This is a genomic window from Streptomyces oryzae, assembly GCF_017676365.1.
In the GTDB taxonomy this organism is placed as follows: domain Bacteria; phylum Actinomycetota; class Actinomycetes; order Streptomycetales; family Streptomycetaceae; genus Streptomyces; species Streptomyces oryzae.
On record NZ_JADKMA010000183.1, the window covers coordinates 1 to 15,988 of the forward strand.

The 15,988-nt window shown below is 70.9% G+C and carries 12 protein-coding genes; 5 read left to right on the forward strand and 7 right to left on the reverse strand.

What is annotated here, in order from left to right:
• Window positions 1-61: 61 nt before the first annotated feature.
• Together glmS and ITI46_RS27335 are read right to left on the reverse strand one after the other, a co-directional pair.
• Window positions 62-1,888: a glutamine--fructose-6-phosphate transaminase (isomerizing) gene (gene glmS, locus ITI46_RS27330; protein WP_209242576.1), complete on the reverse strand. Its 1,827-nt coding sequence runs from the start codon at window positions 1,886-1,888 to the stop codon at window positions 62-64.
• 78 nt (window positions 1,889-1,966) lie between these two features.
• The gene (locus tag ITI46_RS27335) at window positions 1,967-2,245 is read right to left on the reverse strand and encodes a hypothetical protein (protein WP_209242577.1); all 279 of its coding nucleotides are present in this window, start codon (window positions 2,243-2,245) and stop codon (window positions 1,967-1,969) included.
• Window positions 2,246-2,528: 283 nt separating this feature from the next.
• Between ITI46_RS27335 and ITI46_RS27340 the strand changes: the two genes are divergently transcribed.
• Window positions 2,529-4,190, forward strand: coding sequence for a beta-N-acetylhexosaminidase (locus ITI46_RS27340; RefSeq protein ID WP_209242578.1), 1,662 nt, complete (start codon window positions 2,529-2,531; stop codon window positions 4,188-4,190).
• A gap of 82 nt (window positions 4,191-4,272) precedes the next feature.
• Here ITI46_RS27340 and ITI46_RS27345 read toward each other — a convergent pair whose 3' ends face one another.
• From ITI46_RS27345 to ITI46_RS27360, 4 genes are all read right to left on the reverse strand, one after another.
• On the reverse strand, window positions 4,273-5,445 hold the full coding sequence (locus ITI46_RS27345; protein ID WP_209242579.1) for an acyl-CoA dehydrogenase family protein: 1,173 nt from the start codon (window positions 5,443-5,445) through the stop codon (window positions 4,273-4,275).
• A gap of 2 nt (window positions 5,446-5,447) precedes the next feature.
• The gene (locus tag ITI46_RS27350) at window positions 5,448-6,464 is read right to left on the reverse strand and encodes a hydroxymethylglutaryl-CoA lyase (protein WP_372452084.1); all 1,017 of its coding nucleotides are present in this window, start codon (window positions 6,462-6,464) and stop codon (window positions 5,448-5,450) included.
• On the reverse strand, window positions 6,461-8,686 hold the full coding sequence (locus ITI46_RS27355) for an acetyl/propionyl/methylcrotonyl-CoA carboxylase subunit alpha (RefSeq protein ID WP_209242580.1): 2,226 nt from the start codon (window positions 8,684-8,686) through the stop codon (window positions 6,461-6,463). The genes ITI46_RS27350 and ITI46_RS27355 overlap by 4 nt, the downstream gene beginning before the upstream one ends.
• A 136-nt stretch (window positions 8,687-8,822) precedes the next feature.
• Complete coding sequence (locus tag ITI46_RS27360; protein WP_209242581.1) at window positions 8,823-10,499, reverse strand: carboxyl transferase domain-containing protein; 1,677 nt, start codon at window positions 10,497-10,499, stop codon at window positions 8,823-8,825.
• Window positions 10,500-10,655: 156 nt separating this feature from the next.
• Here ITI46_RS27360 and ITI46_RS27365 point away from each other — a divergent pair, with 156 nt between their 5' ends.
• The 3 genes from ITI46_RS27365 (at window position 10,656) to tesB (ending at window position 13,605) form a co-directional block, all read left to right on the forward strand.
• On the forward strand, window positions 10,656-11,333 hold the full coding sequence (locus ITI46_RS27365) for an SACE_7040 family transcriptional regulator (RefSeq protein WP_209242582.1): 678 nt from the start codon (window positions 10,656-10,658) through the stop codon (window positions 11,331-11,333).
• Between the two features lie 162 nt (window positions 11,334-11,495).
• Entirely contained in the window at window positions 11,496-12,653 is a 1,158-nt protein-coding gene (locus ITI46_RS27370) for an acyl-CoA dehydrogenase family protein (RefSeq protein WP_209242583.1), read from the forward strand.
• 25 nt (window positions 12,654-12,678) lie between these two features.
• On the forward strand, window positions 12,679-13,605 hold the full coding sequence (tesB, locus tag ITI46_RS27375; RefSeq protein ID WP_209242584.1) for an acyl-CoA thioesterase II: 927 nt from the start codon (window positions 12,679-12,681) through the stop codon (window positions 13,603-13,605).
• Here tesB and ITI46_RS27380 read toward each other — a convergent pair.
• A complete protein-coding gene (locus ITI46_RS27380; protein WP_247746665.1) occupies window positions 13,572-14,396 on the reverse strand; it encodes a phosphatase in 825 nt (274 codons plus the stop codon). The two genes, tesB and ITI46_RS27380, sit on opposite strands and share 34 nt — an antisense overlap.
• A gap of 113 nt (window positions 14,397-14,509) precedes the next feature.
• Between ITI46_RS27380 and speB the strand changes: the two genes are divergently transcribed.
• Window positions 14,510-15,511, forward strand: a complete 1,002-nt coding sequence (gene speB, locus ITI46_RS27385; protein WP_209242585.1) for an agmatinase — start codon at window positions 14,510-14,512, stop codon at window positions 15,509-15,511.
• Window positions 15,512-15,988 lie beyond the last annotated feature (477 nt).

Genomic DNA, 15,988 nt, shown 5'->3' on the forward strand with positions numbered 1-15,988 from the left:
CGGTTGGTGGCCCGCGCGGGATTCCGCCCATCGGCGCGCCTCGCGGCGCGCTGGCTCCCTCTTACTCCACGGTGACCGACTTGGCCAGGTTCCGCGGCTTGTCGATGTCCCGGCCCAGGGCCAGCGCCGTGTGGTAGGCGAGCAGCTGGAGCGGGATGCCCATCAGGATCGGGTCCAGCTCGTCCTCGTTCTTCGGCACGACGATGGTGTGGTCGGCCTTCTCCTGCTCCTGGTGGGCCACGGCCAGGATGCGGCCGCTGCGGGCCTTGATCTCCTCCATCGCGGCCCGGTTCTTCTCCAGCAGGTCGTCCTCCGGCACGATCGCCACTGTCGGCATCGCGGGCTCGATCAGCGCCAGCGGCCCGTGCTTGAGCTCGGAGGCAGGGTACGCCTCGGCGTGGATGTAGGAGACCTCCTTCAGCTTGAGGGAGGCTTCCAGCGCCACCGGGTAGCCGCGTACCCGTCCGATGAAGAGCATCGAGCGCGCATCCGCGTACTGCTTCGCCAGCTTCTCGATCTCCGGCTCCTGCTTGAGGATCTCGGCGATCTGGTCCGGCAGCCGGCGCAGCCCCTCGATGATCCGCTTGCCGTCCTTGACCGACAGATCGCGGATGCGGCCCAGGTGCAGGGCGAGCAGACCGAAGGCGACCACCGTGTTGGTGAAGCACTTGGTGGAGACGACGCAGACCTCGGGCCCGGCGTGCACATAGACGCCGCCGTCCGCCTCCCGCGCGATGGCCGAGCCGACCACGTTGATCACGCCCAGCACCCGGGCGCCCTTGCGCTTGAGCTCCTGGACGGCGGCGAGCGCGTCGTAGGTCTCGCCGGACTGCGAGACGGCGATGTAGAGCGTGTCCGGGTCGACGACCGCATTGCGGTACCGGAACTCGCTGGCGGGCTCGGCGTCGGCCGGAATACGGGCCAGCTCCTCGATCATCTGGGCGCCGATCAGGCCCGCGTGGTAGGAGGTGCCGCAGCCGAGGATCTTCACCCGGCGCACGGCGCGGGCCTCGCGCGGGTCGAGGTTGAGGCCGCCGAGGTGGACGGTGGCGAACCGGTCGTCGATGCGTCCGGCCAGCACCCGGTCCACGGCGTCGGCCTGCTCGGCGATCTCCTTGTGCATATAGGTGTCGTGGCCGCCCAGGTCGTAGGACTCGGCGGCGTACTCCACCGTCTCCGGCGAGGAGGAGGTGCGCGATCCCTCGGTGGTGTAGGTGCGGTAGTCGCCGGCCTTGATGGTGGCCATCTCGCCGTCGTCCAGGGTGACGACCTGGCGGGTGTGGGAGACCAGCGCGGCGACGTCCGAGGCGACGAACATCTCGTTCTCGCCGATGCCCAGCACGACGGGCGAGCCGTTGCGGGCCACCACGATGCGGTCGGGGAAGTCGGCGTGCAGTACGGCGATGCCGTAGGTGCCCTCGACGTGCCGCAGCGCCTCCTGGACGCGGGCCTCCAGGCGCTCGGCCTGGGCGCCGGCGATCAGATGGGCCAGCACTTCGGTGTCGGTGTCGGAGGTGAAGGTGATGCCGTCGGCTGTCAGCTTGGCGCGCAGCTCGGCGGCGTTGTCGATGATGCCGTTGTGTACGACGGCGACCTTCTCGGCCGGGTCGAGGTGCGGGTGGGCGTTGACGTCGTTGGGTACGCCGTGGGTGGCCCAGCGGGTGTGGGCGATGCCGGCGGTGCCGGTGAAGCGCTTGGGGATACGCTCCTCCAGGTCGCGGACCCGGCCCTTGGTCTTGGCCGTCTTCAGGCCGCCCGGCTTGCCCGCCGTGCCTGCCTGGATGGCGATGCCTGCTGAGTCGTAGCCGCGGTACTCCAGCCGCTGGAGGCCCTCCAGCAGGAGCGGGGCAGTGTCGCGCTTACCGATATATCCGACAATTCCGCACATACTGCTGATGCCTGCCTCTCGTCGTGCCTGCTCTGCTGTTTCTGTTGCTGTCGATGACGTGCCGGCGCCGCTTCGTGATCAGCCGTACACGATGCGGCGCAGCTGTCTGAGGGACAGCTGAGGCGGTGCCACGGCGCGGTGCGGCAACTCGGCCTCGATGCGCTTGAAGATCTCCGGATTCGTCAGACCCTTGGCCTGGAGCTCGCGGTGCCGACGCCGGACGAATTCGGAGGTCGTCTCGTCGAAGTACGACAGCACGTCCAATACCACCCGGGCCGCCTCGCCGCGCTGGAGCGGCGTGGTGCGGATCAGGTAGTCGATGAGGTCCTCGTGGACCGGCGTCGGGGCGTCGAGCACCCGTCGATACTGCGGTCTCAGCGCCACGATCGCAACAAATCTGCCCGATAGCGGGCAGTGTGTGGCTGAATCGGCGCAGAAGCGGTCGCCGTGGAGGTCTTGCCCGTGCCGGTTGTGGTCTTCCTGGTTCCTGACGGTGTCTTCCCGGTGCCGGGCAGAGCGGTCATTATGACGAAGTGTCCTGAAGATGGCTTTCGTTGAGAGTGCGCCACGTCAGACCTCCATGAACAACCGTTCGAAGACCCGTTCGAAGGGGTCCTGAGGGGTCCCGGAGGGAGCGCTGATGGGACGACGAATCGGACCGTTACTGGTTCTCTGCGCCTCGCTGCTCGCCGCCACCGCCGCACCGCCCGCCGCACCGGCGACCGCCGCCGACGCCGGCGTCGAGGACGCGACCACCGCCCGTGGGGAGGAGGTGGCCGCCGCACGTGGGGACGACGGGGGCACCGCCCGCTCTCCCCGGCCGCTCGATCAGGTGATACCCGCGCCCGCCCGGGTGCGGGAGCGCGGCGAGCCCTACACGATCGGCCCGCGGACAGCGATCCGGGTGCCCGGAGCCGGGAAGGGCGTACGGCAGGTGGCCGAACACCTCGCCGAGCTGCTGCGGCCGGCCACCGGCTACCGGCTGCCCGTCACCACCCAAGCCGGTGACGACGGCATCCAACTGCGGCTCGGCGGGCACCGCACGCTGGGCGCAGAGGGCTACCGGCTCGACGTGGGCCGGCGCGCCGTACGGCTCAGCGCGCGGAAACCCGCCGGGCTCTTCCATGGGGTGCAGACGCTCCGGCAGCTGCTGCCCGCCACCGTCGAGGCCCGCAGCGAACAGCCCGGGCGGTGGCGGATCGCGGGCGGCACCATCACGGACACCCCGCGCTACGCCTACCGGGGCGCCATGCTGGACGTCTCCCGGCACTTCTTCCCCGTATCCGCGGTCAAGCGCTACATCGACCAGCTCGCCCTCTACAAGATCAACACCCTCCATCTGCACCTCTCCGACGACCAGGGCTGGCGCATCGCCATCGACTCCTGGCCCCGGCTCGCCGACTACGGCGGGGGCACCGAGGTCGGCGGCGGCCCCGGCGGTCACTACACCAAGGCCGACTACCGCGAGATCGTGCGCTACGCCGCGGCGCGGCATCTGACCGTCGTCCCCGAGATCGACATGCCGGGCCACACCAACGCGGCGCTGGCCTCCTACGCCGAGCTCAACTGCGACGGCGTCGCACCGCCCCGCTACACCGGCACCGAGGTCGGCTTCAGCTCACTGTGCGTTCCGCTGGAGCGTACGTACGACTTCGTCGACGACGTGCTCCGCGAACTGGCGGCCCTGACCCCCGGCCCCTATCTCCACATCGGAGGGGACGAGGCACACGCCACCAGCCGCGAGGACTACGTCGCCTTCATGCGGCGCGTGCAGCCCGTCGTCGCCAAGTACGGCAAGAAGGCCATCGGCTGGCACCAGATCACGGCCGCCCCGGGCCGGGGCACCGTCGCCCAGTACTGGGGCTACGACCGGACCGGCGCCGAGGAGCGGGCACAGGTGGCCGAGGCCGCGCGGCAGGGCACCGAACTGGTGCTCTCCCCGGCCGACCGGGCCTACCTCGACATGAAGTACGACAAGGACACTCCGCTGGGCCTCTCCTGGGCCGGCTATGTGCCCACCCGCCGCTCCTACGACTGGGACCCGGGCGCCTATCTGGAGGGAGTGCCCGAGCGGGCCGTGCTCGGGGTGGAGGCGCCGCTGTGGTCGGAGACCATCGAAACCAGCGCACAGCTTGAATACTTGGCCTTCCCACGGCTGCCCGGTGTGGCCGAACTGGGCTGGTCACCCGCCGCCACCCACGACTGGGACGGCTACCGGGAACGACTGGCCCAGCAGGGGCCCCGCTGGGAGCTGATGGGAGTGAACTATTACCGGTCGCCGCAGGTGCCTTGGCCGGGGTGAGCGTTGGGGGTGACTCTGCGGGGGTGACTTTGCCGGGGCAGCCCGGTCAGGGTCACCCCCTCCGCTTCCCGGGGGCGGCCCCTCATGCCTCCAGGCCCACCCCCAACTCCCGGGACACCAGCATGCGCTGGACCTCGCTGGTGCCCTCGCCGATCTCCAGGATCTTCGCGTCCCGCCACATACGCGCCACCGGATACTCGTTCATGAAGCCGTAGCCGCCGTGGATCTGAGTGGCCTCGCGGGCGTTGGTGACGGCGATTTCGGAGGAATACAGCTTGGCCAGCGCCGCCTCCTTCTTGAACGGCTCCCCGGCCAGCAGCCGGCTGGCCGCGTCCCGCCAGGCCAACCGCGCGGTGTGAGCCCGCATCTCCATGTCCGCGATCTTGAACTGGATCGCCTGGTTGGCGCCGATGGGCTTGCCGAAGGCGGCACGGGTGTTGGCGTACCGCACCGACTCGTCCACACAGCCCTGGGCGAGCCCGGTGGCGAGCGCGGAGATCGCGATCCGGCCCTCGTCCAGGATCCGCAGGAACTGGGCGTAGCCGCGGCCCGGTTCGCCGAGCAGATTCGCTCTGGGGACGCGGACGTCGGTGAAGGACAGCTCATGGGTGTCCGAGGCGTTCCAGCCGACCTTGGAGTAGGCGGGCGCCACGGTGAACCCGGGGGTGCCGGTCGGAACGATGATCGTGGAGATCCGCGGGGCGCCATCGTCCTTGCGCCCGGTGACGGCGGTGACGGTGACCAGGCCGGTTATCTCCGTGCCCGAGTTGGTGATGAAGGACTTGGTGCCGTTGATCACCCATTCCCCGGTGTCCTCGTCCAGCACGGCGGTGGTGCGGGTGCCGCCCGCGTCCGAACCGCACTCCGGCTCGGTCAGCCCGAAGGCGCCCAGGATCTCGCCCGTGCACAGCCGCGGCAGCCACTCGCGCTTCTGCTCCTCGGTGCCGAACAGATACAGCGGCATCGCGCCCAGCGACACCCCTGCCTCCAGCGTGATGGCGACGGAGGAGTCGACCCGGGCCAGCTCCTCCAGGGCGATGCACAGCGCCAGATAGTCGCCGCCCATTCCGCCGTACTCCTCGGGGAAGGGCAGTCCGAACAGGCCCATGGCGCCCATCTGGCGGACGATGTCGTACGGGAACTCGTGCTGCTCGTAGAACTCGCCGATTTTCGGAGCAACCACCTCGTGGGCGAACTCCTCGACAGTACGGCGCAGTTCCTCGTGCTCGGGGGAGAGGCGGTGGTCGAGTGCCATGCTCACTGCTCCTTGTGGGAGGCCGTGCCGCTGAGGGCGCGGACCGTACGGGAAGGACTGGGGCGGCCCAGTCGCTCGGCCATCCAGCGGCTGGTGGCGCAGAGCAGGGCCAGGTCGACACCCGTTTCGATGCCGAGGCCGTGCAGCATCCAGACGAGGTCTTCGGTGGCGAGATTGCCGGTGGCGCTCTTGGCATACGGGCAGCCGCCCAGCCCGCCGGCCGAGGCGTCCACCGTTGCCACCCCGTGCTGGAGCGCCGTGAAGGTGTTGGAGAGCGCCTGGCCGTAGGTGTCGTGGAAGTGCACGGCCAGATCGGTTTCGCCGGAGGCGGGGAGCCCGGCGCGTTCGAGCGCCGTGAGGAGGGCGTGGACATGGCCGGGGGTGGCGACGCCGATGGTGTCGCCGAGACTCAGCTCGTCGCAGCCCATGCCGACCAGCGCCCGGCACACCCGGACCACTTGCTCGACGGGGACGGGGCCCTCCCATGGGTCGCCGAAGCACATCGACAGATAGCCGCGGACCCGCAGTCCCTCCCGCTTGGCGCGGGTCACCACGGGCTCGAACATCTCCAGCGCCCCGTCAACCGTGCGGTTCAGATTTGCCTTGGCGAACGACTCGGTGGCACTGGCGAACACCGCCACCTCCCGCGCTCCCAGCGCCAACGCCCGCTCCAGCCCTCGGGCGTTGGGCACCAGCACCGGCAGCCGCACCCCGTCCAGACCGCCGAGCCGCGGATACAGCTCCTCCGCGTCGGCGAGCTGGGGGACCCACTTGGGGTGCACGAAGCTGGTGGCCTCCACCGTGCTCAGCCCCGCTGCCGCCAGCCGCTCGATGAACTCCGCCTTCACCTGGACCGGGACGATCGCCGACTCGTTCTGCAGCCCGTCCCGCGGGCCGACCTCATGGATCCGCACCCGGGCGGGCAGGCCCTCCCGGCCTTCCCGGCCCTTCAGGGGGAAGACCATGGGCAGCTCCGCGGGGGAACCGCTCGCCACCGTGGGGGTTGTCGCGTCAGTCATCCCGCCGCCTCCGTCCCGGCCGCCTCGCCGTCCTCGTAGGGGTCCACCACCGCGAGCACCTGGTCCATCGCGACCGTGCTGCCGGCAGTCACCTCCAGCTCGGCCACCCGGCCGGCGTGCGGGGCCGTGATGACGTGCTCCATCTTCATGGCCTCCACCACCAGGAGGCTCTGGCCTGCCGCCACTTCATCGCCGACGGCTGCCTTGACCACGGTGACGGTGCCGGGCATGGGCGCCGTCAGCGCGTCGGCGCCGTGCGCGCTCCCGGCCCGCCGCAGGGCGTCCGCCACCGGGTCGTGGCCGCGCACCTGCCAGGCTTCTCCGTCCCGGCCCAGCCACACCCCCGGGGTGTCCCCGTCCATGCACAGGGCGCGGGTGAAGGTGCGGCTCATCCCGTCCCAGTCGAGCCGCACGGTCGGACCGTCGGCCGCGGCGCCCGGCGCCAGCCGGGCCCGCACCGGGGTGCCGCCGTCGACGCTGACCTCCATCTCGCCCGGTGGCGGCGGACCTTCGGGGCGCCTGCCGTCCGGCACGGCCGGGCGGACGCGCACCGCCACCGGGTCGTGGCCCGGCACCCGCAGATGGTGCACCGTCCAGGCCCGCCGGCCGCCGAGCCGCCACCCGGACGGCACCGAGAACGGGCTGACCCAGTGGCCGGTCCCGCCCCCCGCGCCGGGGGCCGGGCCGGGAACGGCACCAGGTGTGCCGGTGGCGGGCTGGGAAGTCCCTGTTCCCATGCCTGTCCCCGTGCCCGTGCCCGTGCCCATGCCCGGCGTGAGTGCCGCCTGCCGCAGCAGTGCCGCCGCGCCGTACACCTCGTCGGGCACGCCCTCGGGCAGCAGCCCCGCTGCCGCACGGTCCACCAGGCCGGTGTCCAGGTCGCCGGAGGCAACCTCGGGATGGGCCAGCAGCGCGCGCAGGAACGCCGTGTTGGTGTCCACCCCCAGCACCGTCGTCCGCGCCAGCGCCGCCCGCAGCCCACGCAGTGCCGCGGGCCGGTCGGGGCCCCACGCCATGACCTTGGCCAGCATCGGGTCGTAGGTCGTGCCCACCTCCGTGCCCTCGACCAACCCGGAGTCCGTGCGCACCCCCTCGCCCTGCGGCTCCTCCAGCAGCAGCACCCTCCCGGCCGAGGGCAGGAAGTCCACCCTGCCTTCCCCGGCACCGGCACCCGGTGCGAGGCGGGCGGTCTCCGCGCAGATCCGGGCCTCCACTGCGTGCCCGTTCAGCTCGATGTCCTGCTGCGCGAAGGGCAGCGGCTCCCCGGCGGCCACCCGCAGCTGCCACTCCACCAGGTCGAGCCCGGTGATCAGCTCGGTGACCGGGTGCTCCACCTGGAGCCGGGTGTTCATCTCCATGAAGTAGTACGAGCCGGAAGCCTCGCCCGGCACGATGAACTCCACCGTGCCCGCGCCCAGATAGCCGCACGAACGGGCCGCGTTCACCGCTGCCCGGCCCATCGCCTCCCGCGTCGCCGCGTCGAGCAGCGGGCTGGGCGCCTCCTCGACGATCTTCTGGTGGCGGCGCTGGAGCGAGCACTCGCGCTCTCCCAGATGCAGCACATTGCCGTGCCCGTCGGCCAGCACTTGGATCTCGATGTGCCGGGGCCGGTCGATCCACCGCTCGACCAGCAGTCCATCGTCACCGAACGCGCCTCTGGCCTCGCGGCGCGCCGCGGCGATCTCGTCGGGCAGCGCCGCCTCGTCACGCACCAGCCGCATGCCCTTGCCACCGCCGCCGGCAGAGGGCTTGAGCAGCACCGGGAGGCCCGTCTCCCGTGCCGCGACCGCCAGTTCGGCGTCGGACAGCCCGCTGCCGGAGGAGCCCGGCACCACCGGGACGTCCGCCTCGCGCACCGTCTCCTTGGCGCGGATCTTGTCGCCCATCAGCTCGATGGCTTCCGCGGGCGGCCCGATGAAGGTGAGGCCCGCCTCCGCGCAGCGCCGGGCGAACGCCGCGTTCTCCGCGAGGAATCCGTACCCCGGGTGTACGGCCTGGGCGCCGCTGCGCCGCGCTGCCTCCAGCAGCCGGTCAGCGCTCAGATAGCTGTGCACGGCCGTCGCGGGCCCGATCCGTACAGCGGTGTCGGCCTCCCGCACATGGCGGGCGTCGGCGTCCGCGTCGCTGTGCACGGCGACGGAACGGATACCGAGCCTGCGCAGGGTGCGGATCACCCGCACCGCGATCTCGCCGCGGTTGGCCACCAGCACCGTGTCGAACATCGGCCCTCTCCTCGCCCTCACGGCCCCGTCGTCCATGGCCCTCTCGTTCACGGTCCTCGCGCTCACGGCCGTGTCCCTCATGGCCTCTTCGCTCCCGGCCCGGTCTGCAGCGCTCCGCTGTGTCATCTCCGCCCCCTCACATCCGGAAGACGCCGAACCGGGGCGCCTCCGGATCGCGGTGCGGGAGCGGCGCGTTGGCACAGGCGGTCAGTGCCAGACCCAGCACCTGGCGGGTCTCCAGGGGATCGATCACTCCGTCGTCCCACAGCCGGGCGGTGGCGTAATAGGCATTGCCCTGGGTCTCGTACTGGGCGCGGACGGGGGCGCGGAACTCCTCTTCCTCCTCGGCGCTCCACTCCTCGCTGCGCGCCTCCATCTGGTCGCGCTTCACAGTGGCGAGCACTGAGGCGGCCTGCTCACCGCCCATCACCGAGATCTTGGCGTTCGGCCACATCCACAGGAAGCGGGGGCTGTAGGCCCGGCCGCACATCGAATAGTTGCCGGCGCCGTAGGAGCCGCCGATGACGACCGTCAGCTTCGGAACCCGGGCACAGGCCACGGCGGTGACCATCTTGGCGCCGTGCTTGGCGATGCCACCCGCCTCGTAGTCCTTGCCGACCATGAAGCCCGAGATGTTCTGCAGGAACAGCAGCGGGATGCCGCGCTGGTCGCACAGCTCGATGAAATGGGCGCCCTTCTGGGCCGACTCGGAGAAGAGGATGCCGTTGTTGGCCACCACCCCCACCGGATGGCCGTGGATGTGGGCGAAGCCGGTGACGAGCGTGGTGCCGTACTCCGCCTTGAACTCCTGGAAGCGCGAGCCGTCCACCAGGCGGGCGATGACCTCGTGCACGTCATAGGGAGTGCGGGAGTCGACCGGCACCGTGTCGTAGATCCCCGCCGGGTCCAGGGCCGGCTCCTCCGCGGGGCGCACCGCCCAGGGGAGGGCCGAGGCGGCCGGGGGTGCGGGCAGAGTGGAGACGATGTGGCGGACGATGCGCAGCGCGTGCGCGTCGTCCTCGGCCAGGTGGTCGGTGACGCCGGAGATCCGGGAGTGTGTCTCGCCGCCGCCCAGCTCCTCGGCGGTGACGACCTCGCCGGTCGCGGCCTTCACCAGCGGCGGGCCGCCCAGGAAGATCGTGCCCTGTTCGCGCACGATCACCGCCTCGTCGCTCATCGCCGGGACATAGGCGCCGCCCGCCGTGCAGGAGCCGAGCACGGCGGCGATTTGCGGGACGCCGGCTGCCGACATCCGCGCCTGGTTGTAGAAGATGCGGCCGAAGTGCTCGCGGTCGGGGAAGACTTCGTCCTGCATCGGCAGGAAGGCGCCGCCCGAGTCGACCAGATAGAGACACGGCAGCTGGTTCTCCAGGGCGATCTCCTGGGCGCGCAGATGCTTCTTGACCGTCATGGGGTAGTAGGTGCCGCCCTTGACGGTGGCGTCGTTGGCGACGATCACCGCCTCGCGGCCGGAGACCCGCCCGATGCCGGCGATCACCCCCGCGGCCGGGGCCGCGTCGTCGTACATCCCGTCCGCCGCCAGGGGGGAGAGTTCCAGGAACGGGGAGCCTGGATCCAGCAGGGCGTCCACCCGCTCGCGCGGCAGCAGCTTGCCGCGCGCGGTGTGCCGCTCACGGGCCCTGGCGCCGCCGCCGAGCCGGGCCCGGGCCAGCTTCTCGCGGAGCTGCCCGGCCAGTTCGCGGTGGGCCCTGCGGTTCTCCGCTGCGGCCTCGGAGCCCGGGTCGAGGGCGCTCACCAGGCGTGGCGCCGCGGGCCCGTGCCCGCTCACGTCCCGCACTGCTCGCTCGTCCATTCGGCCAGCCCCCTTGCTCGCACGTCACCACCCACTACAAGCCGCGCGCCACGCCACCGCACATCCGGCACGGCACGCCACGAGCCGACGCCGGCACAGTTAGCCGTCGTTAACTCGCTGCCTCCAGGTTAACGCTCACTAACGCGGCTGTCTAGAATGGTCCGCATGAGCGCGAAGACGGCAGGCACGGCAGCACCCAGCCGACGGGAGCAGATCCTGCGGGAGGCGGCTCGGCTCTTCGCCGAGCGCGGCTTCCACGGGGTGGGTGTCGATGAGATAGGAGCCGCCGTCGGTATCAGCGGCCCCGGCCTCTACCGCCACTTCGCGGGCAAGGACGCGATGCTGGCCGAGCTGCTGGTGGGGATCAGTGAGCGGCTCTACGAAGGCGGGCGGCGCAGATCCGAGGAGTCGGCGGCGGCGGGCCTGCCGCCGGAGGCGGCGCTGGACGCGCTGATCGAGGGGCACATCGACTTCGCGCTGGACGACCGCGAGCTGATCACCCTCCACGACCGCGAGCTGGACCGGCTGCGGGAGGCCGACCGCAAGCAGGTGCGGAAGCTGCAGCGGCAGTACGTCGAGCTGTGGGTCTCCGCCGTCCGCTCGCTGTACCCCGACCTGACCGAGCTGGAGGCCCGGGTGTCGGTGCACACCGTCTTCGGGCTGCTGAACTCGACGCCGCATCTGAGCGGTCCCTCGGCGCTGCCCGACCGGGAGACGACGGCCGCGCTGCTGCACCGCCTGGCGCGCGGCGCCCTCTCGGCCGCGGCGCCCCGGGAGCGCGCCGAGCCCGCGGGACATATCGAGCACATCGAGTACACCGAGCCCGCCGGGTGAGATGAGGGGCTGCCCCCGAGGCCCCGGCCGGGTGGGCGCGGCAGCGGTCGGCCAGGGATCAGCCCTGGACAGCGGACGTAACTGCTCGGTAGCTTGGACTCCCATGAGCTGAGCAAGCGCTTAGCCATGGCCGGGATTGCCACTCCTAAGAGGAGGCGTGCTGTGCGCCGCACGGTGTTCAACGAGGACCACGAAGCGTTCCGCCAGACCATCCGCGACTTCATCGCGGCGGAGGTCGTGCCCCACTACCCGCAGTGGGCCGAGCAGGGCTATGTGCCCAAGGAGTTCTACAAGAAGCTCGGCGAACTGGGCGTCTTCGGCATCGAGGTCCCCGAGGAGTACGGCGGCGCGGGCGAGACCAGCTTCAAGTACAACGCCGTGATCACCGAGGAGTGCGCCCGCGCGGGCGTCAGCTTCGGCGGCTCGAGCGTGCACACCGCGCTCTGCCTTCCGTACCTGCTCAAATACGCCGACGAGGAGCAGAAGAAGCGCTGGCTGCCCGCCTTCGTCTCCGGCGAGATGATGACCGCCATCGCCATGACCGAGCCGGGCACCGGCTCCGACCTGGCCGGGATGAAGACGACCGCCAAGCTCTCCGAGGACGGCACGCACTACATACTCAACGGCGCCAAGACCTTCATCACCGGCGGCGTGCAGGCGGACCGCGTGCTCGTCTGCGCCCGCACGGCTCCGGCGACCCCCGAGGACCGGCGCGGCGGCATCTCCATCCTCGTCGTGGACGCCAGGAGCGAGGGCTACGCGGTCGGCCGCAAGCTCGACAAGCTCGGGCTCCGCACCTCGGACACCGCCGAACTGTCCTTCACCGACGTCAAGGTGCCGGTGGAGGACCTGCTGGGCGAGGAGGGCAAGGCGTTCTCCTACCTCACCCACAACCTGCCGCAGGAGCGGCTGGGCATCGCCATCGGCGCCTATGCGATGTCGGCGGCGGCCGTGCGCTTCGCCCAGCAGTACGTGAAGGAGCGGACGGTCTTCGGCAAGGAGGTGGCCTCCTTCCAGAACACCAAGTTCGTGCTCGCGGACTGCAAGGCGGACGTGGACGCGATGGAGGCCGTCGTGGACCGCGCCCTGGAGGCTCTGGACGCCGGCGAGCTGACGCCTGCCGACGCCGCCTCGGCCAAGCTGTTCACCACCGAGATCGCCGCCCGGGTCATCGACAGGTGCCTCCAGCTGCACGGTGGTTACGGCTACATGCTGGAGTACCCGATCGCCAGCCTGTACGCCGACACCCGCGTCTCGCGCATCTACGGCGGCACCAGCGAGGTGATGCGCTCCATAGTCGCGAAATCCATGGGCCTGTGAGCGAGATGCCTGTGGAATCAGGAACATGAGCCAAGAACTGACGTCCCTGCTCGATCTGCTCGACCTGGAGCGGATCGAGCAGGACATCTTCCGTGGCAGCAGCCGCCCATCGCTCGTCCCCCGGGTCTTCGGCGGGCAGGTCGCCGCGCAGGCGCTCGTCGCCGCCTGCCGCACCGTCCCAGCGGGACGGCTGCCGCACTCCTTGCACGCGTACTTCCTGCGCTCCGGTGATCCAGGAGCGCACATCGTCTACACGGTGGACCGGATACGCGACGGGCGGTCCTTCACCACCCGCCGGGTGGTGGCCGTACAGCACGGGCAGCCGATCTTCCATCTGTCGGCCTCGTTCCAGGTGCACGAGGAGGGGATGGAGCACCAGGAGCCGATGCCCCAGGCGCCGGACCCGGAGACGCTGCCGACTGCCGAGGAGATTCTGCCGCGCTACCGGGAGCTGTTCGCCGACCCACAGGTGCCCGAGCGGCTGCTGCGGGCGCGGGCCGCTGTGGATCTGCGGTACGTCGAGGAGCCGCCGTTCGGCAGGGTCGGCAGCCCGGGCGAGCCGCGTTCCCAGGTGTGGTTCCGCACCAACGGGAAGCTGGACGGCGAACTGGACGACCCGATGCTGCACATCTGTCTGGCGACCTATGTCTCGGACATGACGCTGCTGGACTCCGTGCTGCTCGCGCACGGCAGGGGCGGCTGGGCGGTCGGCGATGTGGTCGGAGCCAGCCTGGACCACGCCATGTGGTTCCACCGTCCGTTCCGCGCGGACGAATGGCTGCTCTACGACCAGGAGTCGCCCACGGCGCAGGGCGGCAGAGGGCTCGCCAAGGGGAGGATCTTCACCCGGGACGGACGGCTGGCCGTTTCCGTCATCCAGGAGGGCGTCGTCCGGGTGCCGCGCGGGGAGAGCGGCGGTCAGCCGGTCAGTCCGGCGGCGGACAGCAGATAGGCCGTCATGGGCTCGTAGAAACGCGGGTCGACCACATGGTCGTCCAGGGGCACGGTGACCTCCAGCGTGCCCTCCGCCTCGCCCAGGAAGAGCGCGGGGTCGTTGCAGTCGGCGAATCCGACCGTTGTCAGTCCGTGCTGTGCCGCGCGGCCCGCCCAGCCGTGGTCGGCCACCACCAGGTCGGGCAGCGGCTCTCCGGCCTGCTCCAGACCGTGCAGCACGCCTGCCATCGGCTCGGGGGAGTGGGTGTGCCACAGGGAGGCGCCGCGCTCGTAGACGGCGACCCCCTGGAACTGCACGATGACGCCCTCGTCAGCGAAGACGCCCAGCGGGGTGCGGACGATGTCGCAGCCCGCCGCACGCAGCGCGGTGGCGAGTGTGCCGTGCATGTCGAGCAGCGCTCCTGGATGCCCGGTGGCGAACAGCACGCGGCTGCGCCCCTCGGCCGCCTTGCGCAGCTCGGCCGCTGCCCGGTCGAGCGCTGCCAGCGTCAGCTCCGGGTCGATGGTGTCCTGGCCGGTGCGGTAGTCCGGGTCGTCGTTGACTCCGCAGCGCTCGGCCATCACCGCGAGCACGTCCTGCTCGTCGGCCCAGCGGTCGCCCAGCTCCAGGCCGAGCCAGTAGTGGCGGTCGCCGTTGGCGAGCTTGCGGTAGTGGGACAGGTTGTTCTCCCGCGGCGTGGCGACGTCCCCCGCGATCCGGGTGCGCACCAGGTGGCTGGTCAGCTCGTCACGGGAGGGCGCTTCCGGAAGCGGCAGGGGCAGCGACACGGGCAAGAGAGGCTGTGACATGTAGCCATTGTGTCTCGTACGGTCGCTCGATGGACGGAGTGTCCAAAAGGCGGTAGTACGCCCCTGCGGACCGTCCAACCGCCCAGGTGTTCGTTCCGCCTAGGCTCGACGGTATGAGCAGCAGCGAAACAACTCCCTCCGACAGTGTTGACAGCGTTCCGACGCCCCGTGGCCCCGTCGACTCCTCCCGGGTGCCCCGTTACGCGGGCCCCGCGACCTTCGCGCGGCTGCCGCGTATCGACGAGACCGGCGGCCGGGCCGATGTCGCCGTGGTGGGCGTCCCGTTCGACACCGGCGTCTCCTACCGCCCCGGCGCCCGCTTCGGCGGCAACGCCGTACGGGAGGCGTCGCGGCTGCTGCGGCCCTACAACCCGGCGCAGGACGCCGCCCCCTTCGCGCTGGCGCAGGTCGCGGACGCCGGAGACATCGCCGTCAACCCGTTCGACATCAATGAGGCCGTCGAGACGGTGGAGGAGGCGGCAGGGTCCCTTCTGGACACCGGTGCCCGGCTGATGACGCTCGGCGGTGACCACACCATCGCACTGCCGCTGCTGCGCGCGATGGCCCGTAAGCACGGTCCCGTGGCACTGCTGCACTTCGATGCGCACCTGGACACCTGGGACACGTATTTCGGCGCCGCCTACACCCACGGCACCCCCTTCAGGCGTGCGGTCGAAGAAGGACTGCTGGACACCTCGGCGCTCTCCCATGTGGGCACCAGGGGGCCGCTGTACGGCAAGCGGGACCTGGACGACGACGCCAAGATGGGCTTCGGCATCGTCACCTCCGCCGACGTGATGCGGCGAGGCGTGGACGAGGTCACCGACCAGCTGCGGCAGCGCATCGGCAGCCGTCCGCTCTACGTCTCGGTGGACATCGATGTGCTCGACCCCGCGCACGCGCCGGGCACGGGCACTCCCGAGGCGGGCGGACTCACCTCACGGGAGCTGCTGGAGATCCTGCGCGGGCTGTCCGGCTGCAATCTCGTCTCCGCCGACCTGGTGGAGGTCGCACCCGCCTACGACCACGCGGAGATCACTTCCGTCGCGGCCTCGCACACGGCGTACGAGCTGACGACGCTGATGACACGGCAGATCGCGGCAGCTCGCGGCTGACGGGAGCAGCACCGGGAGAGCCGCGAGGGCGGTCGTGAGGGTGGGGCGGCGTATCGGATGAGTGGGTTCCGGCCGTGTTTATGGAGCGTGTCCTTCTGGTCTCCTGTACACCTTCTGCCGGTGTCCCGTACCCGTGGGGGGAATTGCCCCCGTTCGGAATCCCGAACGGTGCAGGTCGTGATGGGCTTGACGGTACACGGCAAAACGCCCGCTCAGTCACGGACTGCCACTGGTTTAATACGGGACGTTACTGGATTTGATCGGTCGATGTGCATTCGATGGAAGTTCTCGACAGACTGCACAGGCGATCCCGCGGGAAGACGGCGCGGAGCGATCGCGGAGCTGGCCTCGTGGGGGGTGCCGGCCCGCACGCACCCAGGGACGCGCCGTCGGTGGCCGGGGCGGCCTCGGAAGAGTCACGGGCTCACCGGGCCGCCTTCGGTCACCCTCTCCTAGCCGGCCCCCGGCCCTGGCCCC

Coding starts and splice junctions, on each gene's coding strand:
- glmS (WP_209242576.1), bottom strand. CDS start 1,888: ATGTGCGGAATTGTCGGATATATCGGTAAGCGCGACACTGCCCCGCTC.
- ITI46_RS27350 (WP_372452084.1), bottom strand. CDS start 6,464: ATGACTGACGCGACAACCCCCACGGTGGCGAGCGGTTCCCCCGCGGAG.
- ITI46_RS27355 (WP_209242580.1), bottom strand. CDS start 8,686: ATGTTCGACACGGTGCTGGTGGCCAACCGCGGCGAGATCGCGGTGCGG.
- ITI46_RS27345 (WP_209242579.1), bottom strand. CDS start 5,445: ATGGCACTCGACCACCGCCTCTCCCCCGAGCACGAGGAACTGCGCCGT.
- speB (WP_209242585.1), top strand. CDS start 14,510: ATGAGCAGCAGCGAAACAACTCCCTCCGACAGTGTTGACAGCGTTCCG.
- ITI46_RS27365 (WP_209242582.1), top strand. CDS start 10,656: ATGGTCCGCATGAGCGCGAAGACGGCAGGCACGGCAGCACCCAGCCGA.
- ITI46_RS27340 (WP_209242578.1), top strand. CDS start 2,529: ATGGGACGACGAATCGGACCGTTACTGGTTCTCTGCGCCTCGCTGCTC.
- ITI46_RS27360 (WP_209242581.1), bottom strand. CDS start 10,499: ATGGACGAGCGAGCAGTGCGGGACGTGAGCGGGCACGGGCCCGCGGCG.
- tesB (WP_209242584.1), top strand. CDS start 12,679: ATGAGCCAAGAACTGACGTCCCTGCTCGATCTGCTCGACCTGGAGCGG.
- ITI46_RS27380 (WP_247746665.1), bottom strand. CDS start 14,396: ATGTCACAGCCTCTCTTGCCCGTGTCGCTGCCCCTGCCGCTTCCGGAA.